Annotated in this window: 12 protein-coding genes; 8 read left to right on the plus strand and 4 right to left on the minus strand. The window is 53.7% G+C overall.

Going from position 1 to position 16,302, the window contains the following annotated elements; all coding sequences use genetic code 11:
* The first annotated feature begins 5 nt into the window (after window positions 1-5).
* The 4 genes from BMW93_RS06610 (at window position 6) to BMW93_RS06625 (ending at window position 6,317) form a co-directional block, all read left to right on the plus strand.
* Complete coding sequence (locus BMW93_RS06610; RefSeq protein WP_090374395.1) at window positions 6-749, plus strand: LytTR family DNA-binding domain-containing protein; 744 nt, start codon at window positions 6-8, stop codon at window positions 747-749.
* A 126-nt stretch (window positions 750-875) separates the two neighbouring features.
* The gene (locus BMW93_RS35120; protein ID WP_218147669.1) at window positions 876-1,091 is read left to right on the plus strand and encodes a hypothetical protein; all 216 of its coding nucleotides are present in this window, start codon (window positions 876-878) and stop codon (window positions 1,089-1,091) included.
* A 63-nt stretch (window positions 1,092-1,154) separates the two neighbouring features.
* On the plus strand, window positions 1,155-1,817 hold the full coding sequence (locus BMW93_RS06620) for a peroxiredoxin (protein WP_090374397.1): 663 nt from the start codon (window positions 1,155-1,157) through the stop codon (window positions 1,815-1,817).
* Between the two features lie 141 nt (window positions 1,818-1,958).
* On the plus strand, window positions 1,959-6,317 hold the full coding sequence (locus tag BMW93_RS06625) for a T9SS type A sorting domain-containing protein (RefSeq protein ID WP_090374398.1): 4,359 nt from the start codon (window positions 1,959-1,961) through the stop codon (window positions 6,315-6,317).
* A 191-nt stretch (window positions 6,318-6,508) separates the two neighbouring features.
* On the opposite strand, the gene BMW93_RS06630 is transcribed toward BMW93_RS06625, so the two are convergent.
* From BMW93_RS06630 to BMW93_RS06640, 3 genes are read right to left on the minus strand one after another with little or no spacing between them, the layout of a single operon-like run.
* Complete coding sequence (locus BMW93_RS06630) at window positions 6,509-7,375, minus strand: phosphoenolpyruvate hydrolase family protein (RefSeq protein ID WP_090374399.1); 867 nt, start codon at window positions 7,373-7,375, stop codon at window positions 6,509-6,511.
* A gap of 44 nt (window positions 7,376-7,419) precedes the next feature.
* Window positions 7,420-8,646, minus strand: coding sequence for a Tm-1-like ATP-binding domain-containing protein (locus BMW93_RS06635; RefSeq protein WP_090374400.1), 1,227 nt, complete (start codon window positions 8,644-8,646; stop codon window positions 7,420-7,422).
* A 45-nt stretch (window positions 8,647-8,691) separates the two neighbouring features.
* Window positions 8,692-9,669: a GntR family transcriptional regulator gene (locus BMW93_RS06640; protein WP_090374529.1), complete on the minus strand. Its 978-nt coding sequence runs from the start codon at window positions 9,667-9,669 to the stop codon at window positions 8,692-8,694.
* Window positions 9,670-9,787: 118 nt separating this feature from the next.
* Here BMW93_RS06640 and BMW93_RS06645 point away from each other — a divergent pair, with 118 nt between their 5' ends.
* Window positions 9,788-11,866, plus strand: a complete 2,079-nt coding sequence (locus BMW93_RS06645; RefSeq protein WP_090374401.1) for a glycoside hydrolase family 127 protein — start codon at window positions 9,788-9,790, stop codon at window positions 11,864-11,866.
* 7 nt (window positions 11,867-11,873) lie between these two features.
* Here the strand turns inward: BMW93_RS06645 and BMW93_RS06650 are convergent, their stop codons facing one another.
* The gene (locus tag BMW93_RS06650) at window positions 11,874-13,133 is read right to left on the minus strand and encodes an Hsp70 family protein (protein WP_090374402.1); all 1,260 of its coding nucleotides are present in this window, start codon (window positions 13,131-13,133) and stop codon (window positions 11,874-11,876) included.
* A gap of 179 nt (window positions 13,134-13,312) precedes the next feature.
* On the opposite strand from BMW93_RS06650, the gene BMW93_RS06655 reads away from it, so the two are divergent.
* The 3 genes from BMW93_RS06655 (at window position 13,313) to BMW93_RS06665 (ending at window position 16,297) form a co-directional block, all read left to right on the plus strand.
* Window positions 13,313-13,534, plus strand: coding sequence for a 4-oxalocrotonate tautomerase family protein (locus BMW93_RS06655; protein ID WP_090374403.1), 222 nt, complete (start codon window positions 13,313-13,315; stop codon window positions 13,532-13,534).
* A gap of 18 nt (window positions 13,535-13,552) precedes the next feature.
* Complete coding sequence (locus BMW93_RS06660) at window positions 13,553-14,299, plus strand: SDR family NAD(P)-dependent oxidoreductase (RefSeq protein ID WP_090374404.1); 747 nt, start codon at window positions 13,553-13,555, stop codon at window positions 14,297-14,299.
* 114 nt (window positions 14,300-14,413) lie between these two features.
* A complete protein-coding gene (locus tag BMW93_RS06665; protein WP_090374405.1) occupies window positions 14,414-16,297 on the plus strand; it encodes a PAS domain-containing sensor histidine kinase in 1,884 nt (627 codons plus the stop codon).
* Window positions 16,298-16,302 lie beyond the last annotated feature (5 nt).

Below are 16,302 nucleotides of genomic sequence, written 5' to 3' on the forward strand. Positions count from 1 at the left end.
CCCTGATGGCAGAATTGAAAATCGGTATTGTGGAAGACGAGCTCGTGATTGCACGCACGATCCTGGGCACGCTCGAAGAACTGGGTTACGCACATTGCGGCCCGGCGATCAGCTACACCGAAGCCCTCGAAATGCTCGACACCGACAAACCCGACCTGCTGCTGCTCGACATCCAGCTCGCAGGCCGCAAAGACGGCTTCGACGTGGCGGAACGGCTCAACGAAACCTACAAACTGCCATTCATTTTCCTCACAGCCAACAGCGATTTCGAAACCATCGATCGCGCCAAAAAGGTGAAGCCACATGCGTATATCGTAAAGCCGTTCACCAAAGAAGAACTCTACGCGGCGATCGAGATCGCCTTTCATAATTTTACCGGTACACAGGCCGGTGCCAAACCCGGAAAGTCTGCCTCATCTTCTCCCAAAAACTTCATTTTCGTCAAGGACGGCTACGTTTTCCGAAAGGTATTCTTCGACGAGCTCCTTTACCTCGAAAGCGAAGCCAATTACGTCCTTCTGCACCTGACGTCCCAAAAAAAGATCATGGTCCGTTCCACGATCAACGATTTCACGGAACAGCTAGATCCGGGCCGTTTTATCCGTATCCACCGGCGCTTTGCAGTGAATAGCCATTTCATCGAAGACGTTTTCCCGAATGAACTTTCGGCGCACGGCGAGAAGTTGCCGATCGGGAAGTCGTACCGGGAGGAGTTGCTGAGGACGTTGGGGATTGGTGGGGAGGGATGACCGTTGTTTTTTTGACGATGGACGATGGACCCTGGCCCCCACACCCCTCCCTCTTCCCAAACCTCCCGACATTCATCCCATCCCAACGACATTCGTCCCATTTTTTTGCTCAAAAACCCGCCAGCGGTGACTTTTGACGGTGTTATGGGCTTGCTCGATCTGGACAAAATCATCATAAAACGGACCATTGTGGGCATCCGCTGTACATTATGCGGCGGAAACCTGATCGCGTCCGACAGAAAATGCCACATCGCCCGCCTGGCGAAAATCTTTTCGCTGGGCAGACTCAAACCCGAATGCTACGAATGCGAAACCTGCAAAAAGCGATATACGCTTCTCTGATGGCCGTCCACACCTATTCACATGACCACAATCATCCATTAACCTTTAAAACTACTTCATACCATGAGTTTGAGAATCAACGACATCGCTCCGGACTTCGAGGCTGATACTACCCAGGGTACCATCCAGTTCCACGAGTGGATCGGCGACGGCTGGGCCATACTTTTTTCACACCCCAAGGACTTCACGCCCGTATGCACAACCGAGCTCGGGTACATGGCCAGGCTCGCCCCCGAGTTCGCGCAGCGCAACTGCAAGGTGATCGGCCTGAGCGTCGACCCGGTAGACAGCCATTTGAAATGGGAGAAGGACATCGAAGAAACACAGGGCCACGCAGTAAACTACCCGATGATCGGGGACCCAAACCTGGCGATTGCGAAACTGTACGATATGCTTCCGGCCGAGGAGCCCGGCACTTCCGAAGGCCGCACCGCCGCCACGAATCAGACCGTTCGCTCGGTATTCATCGTCGGCCCCGACAAGAAGATCAAGCTGAACCTGACCTACCCGATGACGACAGGACGCAATTTTCACGAAATCCTCCGCGTCCTCGATTCCATGCAGCTCACTGCACAACACAAAGTGGCAACGCCCGTGAACTGGCAAAATGGCGACGAGGTGATCATCGTCCCCGCAGTATCCGACGCCGAAGCGAAGGAGAAATACCCAGAAGGCTGGAAGACCGTGAAGCCGTATTTGCGGTATGTGCCGCAGCCGGGGAAATAGCTGTTTGAGCTGGCGATGGACCATTGACCGTTGATCATAACCCTTCGACCATCGACCATTGACCATGGGTCATGTCTAGTTAAGTGAAACCCATGGTCAGCGATTCATCGTCCATGGTCATTTTTATATAAACTAACCAAAATGAAACCAACTATACTAACCCTTTTATCGCTGCTGTTCACCGCAAATGCATTCGCGCAGACCACCTGGAACGGCGGTGCGGATGCGAATTGGGGTAATCCGGCGAACTGGTCGGCCGGTGTGCCGGATGCCGATGACGATGTGCGCATACCGGTCGTTGCAAACAACCCGGTGGTAGGAGCGGGTACCGCGGCGGCTGCGCGCTCGGTACTTGTACAGGCGGATGCCTTGTTAACGATCAGTGCCGGAGGAAAACTCACGATCAGCAGTTTTGCATCTTACACGACACCTTCGACATTCACTTCAGCACTCGCCAACCTGGGTACGATCGATAATCTTGGCGAGCTTGTAATCGGCTCCACGGGCAGTTCGGGCGATCACGGCATTTATAATCCGGGGAGGTTCAATAACATGATTGGTGCGAAAGTGGAGATCAACAACTCCGTTGAGGCCGGGATTTTCAACAGCAAAGGGCGGTTAGAGAACCGTGGAGAAATATCGATCGGCTCATTGGCCAGTTCGGGTAACCATGGACTCTGGAACGACGGGCAAATCTATATTTACAGCACTGGAAAAGTGGTAATAGACCGCACTTCGATACGCGGTATCATGAACAACTCCAATACCGATGCCGCCATTCGCGGAGCGATGCAGAATGATGGAGAGATTACGATCGGTGCCACTGCCAACGTGGGCATTTCAGGATTTGAAAACCTGGGTGGGTTTGTGAATGCCGGTACGCTCAAAATAGACCGTGCGGCCACCAATGGCTTTCGTCTCGAATGGACTGGAAGTTTCAGAAATGACGGGACGACGATCATCGGCGCCAATGTTCCGGGTACTTACAGCATTTCCAACGCCGCCGTTGTGGGGAACGAGGATTGCGCAGAAATGCGCCTGTTTGCCCCGCTTAATATGGCTTCCGATATCGCCAACGACGGTTTTTTTGAGGTGAACACCTCCGGCACGCACACGTACATCGCCCCCGCGCAGTTTATGAATAATGGCGTCCTGGTTTTTCCGCAAGGCAACACTTTTCAAGGCATTTTAAATAAAGAGATTGTCAATACACCAGGCTCCGTAAGCAGCTGCGGATCATTGAACCGGCCATTTGGAGCAGGCCCGATCGACTTCACGATTACCGGTGTTTTTACCGATCAGACGGCGACTACGTCTGCGGGTGTGTATGACGGAGCGACCAACACTTTTACACCAGACGCCTCACTGAGCGAGGAAACGCACAACCTGTTTGTAAGGATTGCCGACGGGGCAAATTGTTCGTGGACAGTGCCCTGGCAACTGACACTCACAGAATGCTGCGCACCGCCTGTTCTCGCTGCGCCTGATGTAGCACAAACGTCATGCTCCCAGGCGACGGGAGCGATCACCGTACACGCGACAGGGAACGGTGCGCTCGAATACAGCGTGGACAACGGGCAGTCATGGTCTGAGAATCCTGTTTTTTCTTCGCTTCCCGGCGGAAGTTACATTTTGAAAGCGCGATTGAAGGCCAGTCCGGCTTGCGAGGGCGCGTATCCGGCAAACCCTGTGGTGATTAACCCCCAGTATCCGGTGACGGCCCTTGATACCTGGACCGGATGCGTTTCGACCAATTGGCACGACGGAGCCAACTGGATGGACGGAACCGTGCCGACGGGTGGCGACAATGTTACTATTCCAAACGTGACCAATGCACCCGTGATCATGTCGTCGGCCATCATGAAGTCGCTCCACATACAGCCGGATGCCTTGCTAACGATCAACGCAGGGGTAATAATAGGGGTACAGGGTAAAGCGGCTTACACCTCGCCATTCAATTTTGAGGCGGCAGTTAACAATGAAGGAAAGATCGACAATAGCGGGTCGTTTGATGTAGGATCAGACAGCGCCGGAGATTTTGGGATTATTAACCATAAGACCTTCAATAACAATGCTGACGCACGGATAAGCATTTCGAAGTCTACCAACACTGCATTCTATAACGCATCCGGTACCTTTAGCAATGCCGGTATGCTGACGATCGGTGAGCGTGATCCCGTGGGGCTGCACGGTATTTGGAACGACGCTGTGATCAATAACAATGCCGACGGTCAGATCCTGATCAGCAATTCCACATTAAGGGCATTGGTCAACAATGCCGACGAATCCAAATCTATACACGCAACCTTCAACAACGCCGCCGACCTTTACATCGGAGTGTCGGCCGGCGTTGGGACGATAGGTATTCGTAACATGGCCAATTTCAATAATAATGCCGGAGGGGATATTGTCATAGACCAGACCACTGATATCGGCTTGTATAATTCGGCAGGGACGTTTACCAATTCGGCCAGCCTTGTCATCGGTTGGAGCGGCAGTACGGGAATACACGGACTTGTGAATGAGGGCATATTCGAGCATACGGGAGCGGGCAGCCTCTGGATAGGCAGGGCAACGGGGTCGTCGATTTACCAGGCTTCGGGTACCTTCAACAATGCTTCGGACATCGTCATCGGCGAAGGTATCGCCGGGGGAACGACCGGTATCGAGAGCCGCGCGGCGTTCAATAACCATGTGGGAGGGGATATCCGGATCGATAACACATCCGAAGTGGGTCTTTACCACATCGCCGGTACTTTTACGAACGACGGCGATATCACCATTGGCAACGGCAATGCCGTTGGGCAATATGGTTTGAGGAACACTGGCGAGTTTAAAAATAATGCCGGTTCCAATCTCCTGATCGACCGCTCGACCGTCACCGGTTTATGGCAAACCAACGCCGATGCACCAGCACCGGCTGCGACATTCGTTAATGCCGGAAACCTGACGATCGGCAGCAGCGCTACCGTAGGTCCCGACGGCTTGGAGAACCAGGCGACATTCACCAACACGGGCGCAGGACATATCCGCATCGACCGCAGCACCAACATCGCATTGAAAACACCTTTCGGCGCTTTTACCAATGAAGCACAGATCACCCTCGGCGGCGCTGAGAGCGTAGGGTCGTACGGAATGGTAAACCGATCGACTTTTCAAAACAGCGGCGCGGGGCACATTCGCATTGATCGGTCGACGGATACAGGGTTGTATCATTCCAGCGGCACTTTTACCAATGATGCCAGGCTGACGATCGGCGCGAGCCAGTCTCCGGGGATCAATGGTATTTTCAATGAGGCGCCCTTTACCAATGAAGATAATGGCGATATCCGTATCGACGGCTCGACCAATGCGGCTCTGCGAAATTTTCAGAATACATTCACCAATGCCGGAAGTATTACCACGGGCGGTCTAAATTATACCGGGGACTTCGGCATCCGCAACCAGGCAACCTTCCTGAATAATGCGGGTGGGACGATCAGTCTCGATTGGTCGCACGACGGTATCCGGTCAGAGGGTGTATTTGAAAATACAGGAACCGTCCAATTCGGGGCTCCCGGCAAGGTTACATTGTTACTGACGCGCCAGGGAGGCTCGTTCAACAACAATACCGGAGGGGTCGTTAAAGGAACCGGCTCTATTAACCCGCTGTCATTGACGAGCAATGGAGGTACATTATCTCCGGGATATTCACCAGGTATGCTGACATTCAATGCCAGCCATGATTTTACCAACAGCATTCTGGATATGGAATTGAATGGATTGGGCGCAGCGGGCACCGATTATGACCAGATCGTCGTCACGGGACAGGCAACACTTGGCGGCACATTGGCTGTAAAGGTTAATTATACCCCGGCCATCGGAGATCAGTTTACGATCCTGAGTGCTACATTGGTATCGGGCACATTCAGCTCGGTGACAGGGTTGGCAATCGGCTGGAAGGTGGTGTATGAAGCGAATGCGGTAAAATTGCGTTACGACGACCCAATGCCTGTCACGCTCGTTTCCTTCAATGCCCGCCCGGAAAATTCCATCGTGAGACTTGAATGGCGCACCACCTCCGAGACCGACAACGCCGGCTTCTACATCGAGCGCAGTACCGACGCATTCAACTGGAATGATATAGGCTTCGTGGATGGCAATGCTACCACAGCAGTGGTGAAGGATTATACATTCCGCGACGAAAAACCCGCACCCGGCCTGAGCTACTACCGCCTGCGCCAGACCGATTTCGATGGCACTACCGAGCGTTCCCGCGCCGTGGCCGTGCGGTTTGGAGACCCGCAATGTTCCGTAACCGTATGGGCAGATCCCGCACGGCTCGTCCACATCCAATCCAGCGAGCCTATCAACCAGGCCACCGTTTACGATCTTTCGGGCCGCGTATTAGTGGTTTCAAAAGAATCAACCATGAACCTCTCACGGGCAGCCAGCGGCATTGTGCTGGTACGGGTAACTACGGCGGGCGGTACGGTAGTGAAGAAGGTAGTTTTGTATTGAAGACGGCTTGCTGTCAGGCGAGATCGTTCAAATGACCATAGACGAAAGACCACGGACCATGTTCGTTACTTAATTGTAACATACACCATGGTCTATGGTCTCTCGTCTATGTCTATGATCTCACGTCTATGGTCAATGGTCTTTCGTCAATGGTCATTTGCAAGCCAGATAAAAATACCGCAAGCCCGTCATCACCCATTCCCCAACATAATCCGCTTAAAATCCCGCGTCAGCTCGGTCAGCGACTGCTCTACGCCCATGCGTTCGAGGGAGGAGGCGCCTACGAAGCCGTGGATGTCGCTTTTGGAAAGTACTTCGCGGACGTCCGAGGGGGTATTCACCGGGCCGCCGTGGGCGAGTACGAATACGTTCGGGTTGACATTTCGCGCGGCATCGCCGATCAGCTGCGTACGTTCAATTGCTTCGTCCATGCTGCAAGTGGCGTCCACCACACCGATGGAGCCGCCTACCGTGGTGCCGACGTGTGCAATGATGGCGTCCGCGCCTACTTCTGCCATCTGGCGTGCTTCCTCGGGCGTCGCTACGTACACGATCGAGAAGAGATCCATCATGGTCGCCAGTCTGATCATTTCGACCTCTTTGGCAAAACCCATTCCGGTTTCTTCCAATACCTGCCTGAAATGCCCGTCCACGATGCTGTGGGTAGGGAAGTTGTTCACGCCTGAAAAACCCATTTCCTTTACTTTCAGCAAATGGTGCCACATTCTGCGACGGGGATCGGAGCCGTGTACGCCGCATATCACCGGGATTTCCTCCACCACCGGCAATACCTCGAATTCCCCGATTTCCATGGCCACCGCATTGGCATCGCCATAGGCCATCAGGCCGGCCGTGGAGCCGTGCCCGGCCATCCGGAAACGGCCGGAGTTATAAATAATAATGAGATCGGCACCGCCTTTCTCGATGAATTTGGCGCTGATACCCGTGCCCGCGCCGGCTGCTATAATCGCTTTTCCCTGATTGATCGTCGCTTGCAGGCGGTCTCTTACTTCCTGTTTCGTATAAGGATTTCCCTTACCTGTCCATGGGTTAGGCATGTTGTTTCGGTTTGATTATTAAATGATTAGATGATTTGTTTCAACTATTTCTTTTGCATTAAGCCCAGCAATGTTTCCACCAACAACAGGGCGAATGCCGGGTCATTAATGTGCGTATCAGCCTCGATGACTGATACATTACCGGAAACATGGGTGCGGATCGCATGGAACAATGCCCTGTCCGCGGCAGGATCGTGAAAAATCCCGCCCTCCGAAGCGACCTGCGAAATGCCTTTCAAAGGCAGTACGACCACCGCAGGTACGGGCGATTGGCTTACCTTGCGCGCGAGGCGCTCGCCCAGGATCGCGTTCTCGCGCTCGTCCGTACGCATGAGCGTCACGTCGGGAGCCCAGCTGTACAGGTGCCTGTCCGCGAACGCGCGTGGGACGGTATCGAGGTGCGCGAAATTGACCATATCCATACATCCCGGCACGACCACTTGCGGAATGCCCATTTCTACCGCGGCGGTAAGCCTTTCCGGTCCCGCGCTGCAAATGCCGCCGCAAAGATCGTCGGCGAGCTCGGTGGTGGTAATGTCGAGCACGGCATCGAAACAGCCCTCACGGATCAGCGATTCCATAGTTTTACCGCCCACGCCGGTCGCATGGAAGGCGAGCACCTCATAACCGGCGCCGGTCAGAAGCCCGGTGCATTTGTCGACGCACGCCGTGGTGTTCCCGAACATGCTGATCGCAATGCTTCTTGTTTTCGTGTCGTTATCGGTAGTTTCGACATTAGCCATCGCGCAGACGGCAGCGGCGGCTTGTGCTACCAGCTGCCTTAAAATATGGTTCATACCGGCCACGTCCACGACGGACGGGATCAGCATAATATCTTTGTCGCCGATCTGCCGCGAGAGGTCTTTCGTGGCCAACGTGGTCAGACAGACCTTCGGCACGCCGAAAGGAATGCCTTGCATGGCTGAAAGGGCAATATAAGTACCGCCCCCGCCGCCCATTCCGACGACGGCCTTGATTTTTCCTTCATGGTAAAGCTGCGAAACCAGCCGGGAAGCACCCTTTCCCATGACGTCTATGGCCTTGCCCCGGTCGCGATCGCGGCGCAGGTCGGTAATATCGTGACCGGCGGCAGCGGCGACGGCGTCGGCTTCGAAATCGGCGGGGAATGCGCTGGTAGTTCCAAAAATACCCGTGTTGATGGTAACGACCGCTTCGCCGCGTGCGACGATGCAATCCCGCAAATAGGAGAACACTTCGCCTTTCGTATCGAAACAGCCGAGTATTAAAATGCTTTTATCTGAAATTGACATAATGCAAGTATAACCACATATCGGTATCCGAAGCAAACGCGGCCGTCAAAGTGACTTCCGCACATTCAGTTGCCAGGGATTTTCAATGGTGCAAATGGCTTTGGTATCGATCAGCCCGGCCATGGTTTTACCCATGCGTTTAAAATCGGTGGAGAGCGTGGTAATGCCGCCTGCGAGCACTTCTTTCAGCGGGGTATCATTGTAGGAGATTATGCCAAAATGTGCGCCCGGCGTCATTTGGAGCATCTCGGCCTGCTTGATGAGTTCGGCGAGGTCTTCGTCTTTCACCACGATGAACAAATCGCCCGGGCGGATCGTGTGGCCGGTGATTTCGGGGATATAAGCATGCTCGAAGTCATGTTCGAGGCAGAATCGTTTCAATCCGTCATACCTTTCCTCTGGCTCCTTTTCTTCCTTCTGGACCATGAAAATCCGACGGTACTTACGGATCAGGTCGAGGCCGGATGCGAGCGCTTCATAAGTGTTTTTGTCAAAATCCTGAAACACAGCCGAGTACTGGCCTTTCAATTCAAAATCGAAATGGTCGAGCAGGAAAACGCGGCCCATAAGCGATTCGAGCAGCGGACCGATGCCCTGGAACTTGCCCGACATGATCACGTAATCGGTATACTTGCCGCGGGCGTCGGCGACGAGCGTTTCGAACACCTTGCGGTTGTAGTTATGAAAATACAGATCGACCGTGGCTGCGCTGCCTATCGATTCGATGAATGATTTGAACAAAACTTCCTTGAAGCCGTTCAACTCGTTGAAAAGCAGGAAAATATGGTGCGCGGCACCGATTTTGGTACTGTTTACAAAATATCCGACGCCATGATTGGAAGTAATAATGCCCCTTGAAATCAACTCGCGCAGGCCGGCGAAAACCGTGTCGCGCGAGAGATTGTACTCGGTCCGGAATGCATTGATGGACGGAATGCGGTCGCCATTGCCATATTCCCCCGACTGGATGCGGTCTGTCACGTGGTTGACCACCAGCTTGTATTTCGATCTGTTTTCTTTCACAGTATTGCAGTAGGACGGCAAAGGTAAGCGGTTCGGCGGTTGTTGCAAAATAATAAAGTCATACCAGTTCGTACCAGTTGGAAAACATTTATATATTTGGCCGAAATTAAAACCGAACATGAAAAAACATTGTCTATCGATCGGCCTGGGTGTTTCGCTGCTGGCAGCCGGTCAGACCTATTCTCAAAACGCCGTGAACGTCCCGGCGGCGGGTTCTCAACTTACCCAGGTGCGAAAAGTAACGATCAACGACCCGTTCTGGTCGCCGAAAATGGAGCTATGGCGTACGACTACCGCTACGGACGTCCTTGATAAATTCGAAGGGAAACACCTGAAAGCCGAAGAGCAGGCTAAAAACAATGTTTTCGAAAACTTCGATAAGGTAGCGGCGGGGAAAAAAGGCGGCCATGCCGGGTTGCCCTGGTTCGACGGGCTGATCTACGAAACCATCCGCGGCATCGGCGACCTGCACCCCGACGCCGCGTTGCAAGCACGCATCGACGGCTACATAGATCGCATTTACGCCGCCCAGCAAGCCGACCCGAACGGTTATATCAACACCTACACCGATCTCATGGAACCCACACACCGCTGGGGCGACAATGGCGGTTTCCTGCGCTGGCAGCACGATGTGTACAATGCAGGAATGCTTGTGGAGGCCGGGGTACATTATTACAAAGCGACGGGCAAGACGAAACTGCTCGAAGTGGCTGTTCGCGCTGCCAACCATATGACCGCATTGATGGGCCCCGCGCCGAAACGCAACATCGTGCCCGCGCATTCAGGGCCGGAGGAAGCGGTAACCAAGTTGTACTGGTTATTCAAAGAAAATCCGGACCTGAAAACTAAACTGAATGTGCCTGTGAACGAGCAGGCTTACCTGGCACTGGCGCGTTTCTGGATCGAAAACCGTGGACATAATGCGGGTTACCCGCTGTGGTTGACGTGGGGTAACGATCAATCGGAGAAATGGGTCAAAGAACAGAAGTACAAGGAGATATCTGCCGATGCCCGCCCGGCCTGGGGCGACTATGCGCAGGATTCGATCCCCGTTTTTCAGCAAAAAACCATCGAAGGCCATGCCGTGCGGGCCACATTGCTTGCTACCGGCATTACCGCCATGGCTTTGGAAAGCCATATGCCCGAATATATGCAAACCGCCGGTCGCCTTTGGGACAATATGGCGGGCAGGCGTATGTTCGTGACGGGCGGGGTGGGGGCCATTGCGCACGACGAGAAGTTCGGAGCCGATTATTTCCTGCCGAGCAATGCCTATCTCGAAACCTGTGCGGCCGTGGGCGCGGGCTTTTTCAGTCAGCGGATGAACGAGCTCACCGGCGATGCCAAATACATGGATGAGTTCGAACGCGTTTTGTACAACAATGTCCTGACCGGCGTCTCGCTCTCGGGCAAACAATATACCTATCAGAACCCGCTCAACGCGCACGACCACACGCGCTGGGAGTGGCATTCGTGCCCATGCTGCCCGCCGATGTTCCTGAAAATGGTTTCCGCGTTGCCGGATTATATCTATGCTTCCGCTGCCGATCGGTTGTATGTCAATATGTTCATCGGAAGCAATGCGGAAATCGGTTTAGCGGATAATAAGGTTGCTGTTTCGCAGGAAACGGGTTATCCGTGGAATGGGAAGGTCGTTTTAAACATTAATCCTGAAAAAACCGGCGCATTCAGCGTGCACGTGCGGGTGCCGGGCTGGGCGCGGGGGATCGAGAATCCTTACGGGCTGTATGCTTCGGATTTGAAACAGCCTGTTGCATTTAAAATAAACGGTAAGGCGCAGAAAGTAACGCTGGAAAACGGCTACGCGGTTATCCGCCGCGAATGGAAGAAAGGCGACCGTGTGGAACTCGATTTGCCTGTAAGGCCACGCGTCATTACGGCAAACGACCAGGTAAAAGATTTGAAAAATCAGGTCGCCATTGCGGCGGGGCCGGTGATTTACTGCCTGGAAACCGCCGATAATGCCGACCTGGATGCATTGCAGGTGGATACGAAATCGCCGCTGGCATTGCAATACCGCAACGACCTGCTCAATGGCGTGAATGTCGTTACCGGTAAATCAAAGAATGCCTCCGGTAAAGTGACGAGCTTCACCGCGGTACCCTACTATGCAATGGGTAACCGCGGGGGAAAAGGCAATAAGGTATGGCTGCCGGTTAATCCGGCAACACGCTAAGTTTTAATCAGGAGAACCGGCTTCGGGCGTCGTAGGCTAATCCAAGCCCGACGCTCGAAAGTTTGTTCTCTTCTGACCATTCGGCGGCGGGGAACAACGCGCGGAAGCGTTCCTGTATCAGCGGGATTTCCGTCGAGCCGCCGGTCATGATCACCAGGCCGATGGCTTCGGGAGCAATGGCCGCGCTTTCGAGGCATTGTTTCGCGGCGTCGATAATACGCTGCGTTTTGGTGCCGATGGCTTCGTTGAACACCTCGCGTTCGACATTAATCTGCAAATTTTCGTCGATAAATGGCAGGGAGGCTACGTAGGCGTCGCTTTGCGTGAGGCCGATCTTGATGTTCTCGGTTTCGGCGAGCACGGCGTGGCCGCTTTCCTGTTCGAGGACGTTGATCAACCGGCCGTATTTTTCAGGTGAATGCGTTTCGCGGAGGAGCTGTTTCGCCTGGAATATCGTGCGGTTGGTGTACAGGAAGTTTACCTTGCTCCATTCCGAAAGGTCGAAATAATGGTAGGAGGGCACTTCGAGGTTTTTAGCGCCATAGGTCGTGCGGAAACCCAGCTCGGGCATCATGCGGGCGAGGCTGAGGTCTTTATCAAAGTCGTTACCACCGAGGCGCACGCCCGTGTTGGCGAGAATATCGCTGCTGCGGTCGTGTTTGCGGGCATTGTCTTTCGACAGACGGATAATCGTAAAGTCGGAAGTTCCGCCGCCGAGGTCGACCACCATAGCCAATTTTTCGCCCGTCAAGCGCGCCTCATGTGCGAATGCGGCCGCGATCGGTTCGAACTGGAAGCCGACGTGCTCGAAACCCAGGCTGGTCGCGATCGCTTTCAACTCGTTTTCGGCACGCTCGTCGGCGGCGGGGTCGTTGTCGATGAAATGCACCGGCCGACCCATGACCACGTGTTTCAGTTCGGTACCGCAGTCGGTCTCCGCCTTTTTCTTCATCTGGTCGAGAAATGCGGCCACGATCTGGTCGAATTTCATCAATTCTCCATTCACCATGGTACCCTGGCGCATGGCCGGTGTTCCCAGCACGCGTTTCAAGCTGCGCATTAACCTGCCCGGCTGGCGGCTCAGGAAGCGTTCCATCGCTGCCCGGCCGAAGAATGCCTCATTATCTTTCCGCGCAAAAAACATCGCGCTCGGGATTGTTTTATGGTCGTTTTCTACCGGAATCAGGAAAACGTCGTTGGGGTTGGCGATGGCGAGGCTGGAATTGGAAGTACCGAAATCGATGCCGCAGAAAACAGGAGTTGTCATTGTATTGGAAAATTGGGCGCGCAATTTCTCACTATTTGCCCGGCAATGCAAATCGGAAACACGATACTTGTGATGTATGTCACGTAATGGTCTGCTGCGAACAGGGTTCCTTTGTTATGTCAAATCGCAGTAATGAATTGACAACGAATCCATTGACAACCCTTTTAAAGACAGGAATCATGCCATACGTAAAAATTGAGGTAACCCGCGAAGGCGTTACCCGCGAACAAAAACAGGAGCTTATCGCCGGGGTGACACAACTGATCACCGAAGTGCTCGACAAAGACCCGCACCTGACCCACGTCGTGATCCAGGAAGTGGAACTGGACGATTGGGGATACGCCGGAGAGCAGGTATCGGTGCTCCGCGAAAAAGGAATTACAGCTAACAGAAAACAGTAACAGACCTGACATATCATCATGAAAAAACAAACCATTATCGTAACCGGTGCATCTACCGGCATCGGAAAAGCAGTAGCAAGCCTGTTCCTGGAACACGGCCACAATGTGATCATCAACTCGGCCAACGGGGATAACCTGTCGGCGACGTATAACGAACTGGGTAACCATGACCGTCTCGTGGCGGTGCCGGGCGACATCAGCAAAAAAGCGACCGGCCAGCTGCTCGTCGATACCGCGGTAAGTAAGTTCGGCGGCGTGGACGTGCTGGTGAACAATGCGGGGGTATTCGAACCGCGCAACTTCCTCGAAGTGGACGAAGCGCATCTGGATTATTTCCTGGGTATCAACCTGAAAGGCACCTATTTCACCAGTCAGGCGGCTATCAGACAAATGCTGCAACAAGGCGAGGGCTCGATCATCAACATCGGTACCGTGCTGGTTGACCATGCGATCGGCGGATTCCCCGCTACCGCGCCCATTTCGAGCAAGGGAGGTATTCATGCATTGACCCGCCAGCTGGCCGCGGAATTTGGCAAGAACAATATCCGCGTCAACGCTATCGCGCCCGGCATTATCCGCAGCCCGCTTCAAGCGAAAACCGGCGTAAGCGATGCCGATAGCCTGGCCGGCCTGCACCTGGTGGACCGCATCGGGGAAACGGAAGACGTTGCCCAGCTTGCATTGTACCTGGCAAGCAGCAACTTCATCACCGGAGAGGTGATCAACCTCGATGGCGGCCACGTTGCAGGGCACCACATTGGTTAAGAACCATGGATGTGAATGTAATTCAGGCGTGCTGGCTTAGCTCCGGCACGCCTGATTTTTGTGGCATGGAATTTGCTATGTTCCTACCCAACTCGATTTACACCTTACCCACTCATGCATCTGAACAGCGCCCTGATTTTCCGCAACCTAACCGAAGGTATTATTTTGTTGGACGAAACAGGCAGAATCACGACTTGCAACGCCGCGGCAAGCGCAATCACCGGCTACGAAGAGACTGAAATAGAGGCCAAACCGTTTTACACGATCGGCGACGGCCAGGACGACCCCATCAAATACCGCTACGAACTAGACCAGGTACAGAAAAAGAAGAAGTTTGTCGTGGAAGGTTGGAAGCTGAGAAAAGATCACACCCGGTACTGGGCAGAAACTTCCTATTCCCTGCTTTTCGACGATGCAGAACGTTTCGCCGGGTACTGTGTGCTGCTGCGGGATATTACCGACCAGAAGAAAAAACAACTCGATCTCCTCGAAAGCGAGGAACGCTACCGACTGATGGTGGAGGCGATCCGTGACTATTCGATATTCATGCTGGACCCGGAAGGCCATGTACTGACCTGGAACGACGGCGGGACGTTTATCCACGGTTATACCGAAAACGAAATCGTGGGTAAGCATTTCTCGGTGTTTTACCCGGCCACCGACCAACTCGACGAGAAGCCGAAAGAGAAATTGCAGGTCGCCCGCGACGCGGGTTCGTACCGGGAAGAAGGCTGGCGCGTGAAAAAAGACGGCTCGCTGTTCTGGGCCAGTGTGGTACTCACCGCGCTGTTCAACGAGCGGAATGTGCTGATAGGCTATTCCAAAGTGACCCGCGACCTTACGCATAGGCTCAAAGACGAGGAGGTATTGCGGCAAAGCGAAGCCCGGTATCGTTCCCTGGTGGAGCAGGTGGGAGACTACGGGATATTCATGCTCGATACGAAAGGCCGGATTGTCAGTTGGAACGAAGGCGCCCGGCGCATCAAAGGTTACAGCGCAGAAGATGTCATCGGAAAGTATTTTTCTATCTTTTATCCCGAGGAAGATATTCTGAACGGGAAACCCGCCTGGGAGTTGAAAGTGGCCAGGTCCAGTGGCAAATACGAAGAAGAAGGGTGGCGCTTGAGGAAAGACGGGAGCCGTTTTTGGGCAAATATCGTCATTACCTCGGTGTATGATACCGAAGGTCGGCTGAGTGGTTTTTCGAAAGTGACCCGCGATCTTACCGAGCGTAAGATGAGCGAACAGGCATTGCAGGAGAGTTCCGACAAATACCGGCAGCTGGCCGAAGAGCTTTCGGTAACCAATAGCGAGCTGTCTTCGGTAAACCGGGAGTTGGAGCAGTTTACAGCCATTGTTTCGCATGATTTGAAAGAGCCCGTGCGCACCGTGCGGAGCTTTCTACACCTGATGGACCAGCAACTCGACCAGCAGAAGTTCGACCTCTTGAAGCCTAGTATCGGAAAAGGCATTCTCGCGGCCCAGCGCATGCATGAGCTGATCGATAATCTGCTGCATTATTCGCAACTGAGCAAAATAGGGTTGCAACGGCAGAAGCTGAAAGTGGACGAAGTAATCGGCGAGGCGATCCAGAATCTGAACGATGCCGTGGAGCAATCGGGTGCGGAGATCCGCGTGGAAAGCGAGGTGCAGTTCATTTACGGCGATCGTATTCAGTTGGTCCAGCTTTTTCAAAATCTGCTCGCCAATGCATTGAAATTCACAAATGGCCTGACGCCCGAAGTGAAGGTAAAATCCTGGATGGAAAATGGCAGCGTGCGGTTCGTCGTCGAGGATAACGGCATCGGTATTTCACCGGAAAACCTGGAAAAGATCTTCGAGATTTTCAGAAGGTTGCATTTTGTGAGCCAATATCCGGGGAACGGGGTGGGCCTGGCCGTTTGCAAAAAAGTCGTTGAGCGGCACCGGGGCAGAATCTGGGCCGAATCGGCGCAGAACCGCGGTGCCTGCTTTCATATTATGTTACCCAAGATATAAGCCGC

Origin of the sequence: Dyadobacter sp. SG02, from assembly GCF_900109045.1 — a bacterium.
GTDB lineage: Bacteria > Bacteroidota > Bacteroidia > Cytophagales > Spirosomataceae > Dyadobacter.

What these genes read in the sequence shown, in the direction of transcription:
- BMW93_RS06610 (WP_090374395.1), top strand. Translation starts at nt 6, where the DNA reads ATGGCAGAATTGAAAATCGGTATTGTGGAAGACGAGCTCGTGATTGCA.
- BMW93_RS06620 (WP_090374397.1), top strand. Translation starts at nt 1,155, where the DNA reads ATGAGTTTGAGAATCAACGACATCGCTCCGGACTTCGAGGCTGATACT.
- BMW93_RS06625 (WP_090374398.1), top strand. Translation starts at nt 1,959, where the DNA reads ATGAAACCAACTATACTAACCCTTTTATCGCTGCTGTTCACCGCAAAT.
- BMW93_RS06630 (WP_090374399.1), bottom strand. Translation starts at nt 7,375, where the DNA reads ATGCCTAACCCATGGACAGGTAAGGGAAATCCTTATACGAAACAGGAA.
- BMW93_RS06635 (WP_090374400.1), bottom strand. Translation starts at nt 8,646, where the DNA reads ATGTCAATTTCAGATAAAAGCATTTTAATACTCGGCTGTTTCGATACG.
- BMW93_RS06645 (WP_090374401.1), top strand. Translation starts at nt 9,788, where the DNA reads ATGAAAAAACATTGTCTATCGATCGGCCTGGGTGTTTCGCTGCTGGCA.
- BMW93_RS06650 (WP_090374402.1), bottom strand. Translation starts at nt 13,133, where the DNA reads ATGACAACTCCTGTTTTCTGCGGCATCGATTTCGGTACTTCCAATTCC.
- BMW93_RS06655 (WP_090374403.1), top strand. Translation starts at nt 13,313, where the DNA reads ATGCCATACGTAAAAATTGAGGTAACCCGCGAAGGCGTTACCCGCGAA.
- BMW93_RS06660 (WP_090374404.1), top strand. Translation starts at nt 13,553, where the DNA reads ATGAAAAAACAAACCATTATCGTAACCGGTGCATCTACCGGCATCGGA.
- BMW93_RS06665 (WP_090374405.1), top strand. Translation starts at nt 14,414, where the DNA reads ATGCATCTGAACAGCGCCCTGATTTTCCGCAACCTAACCGAAGGTATT.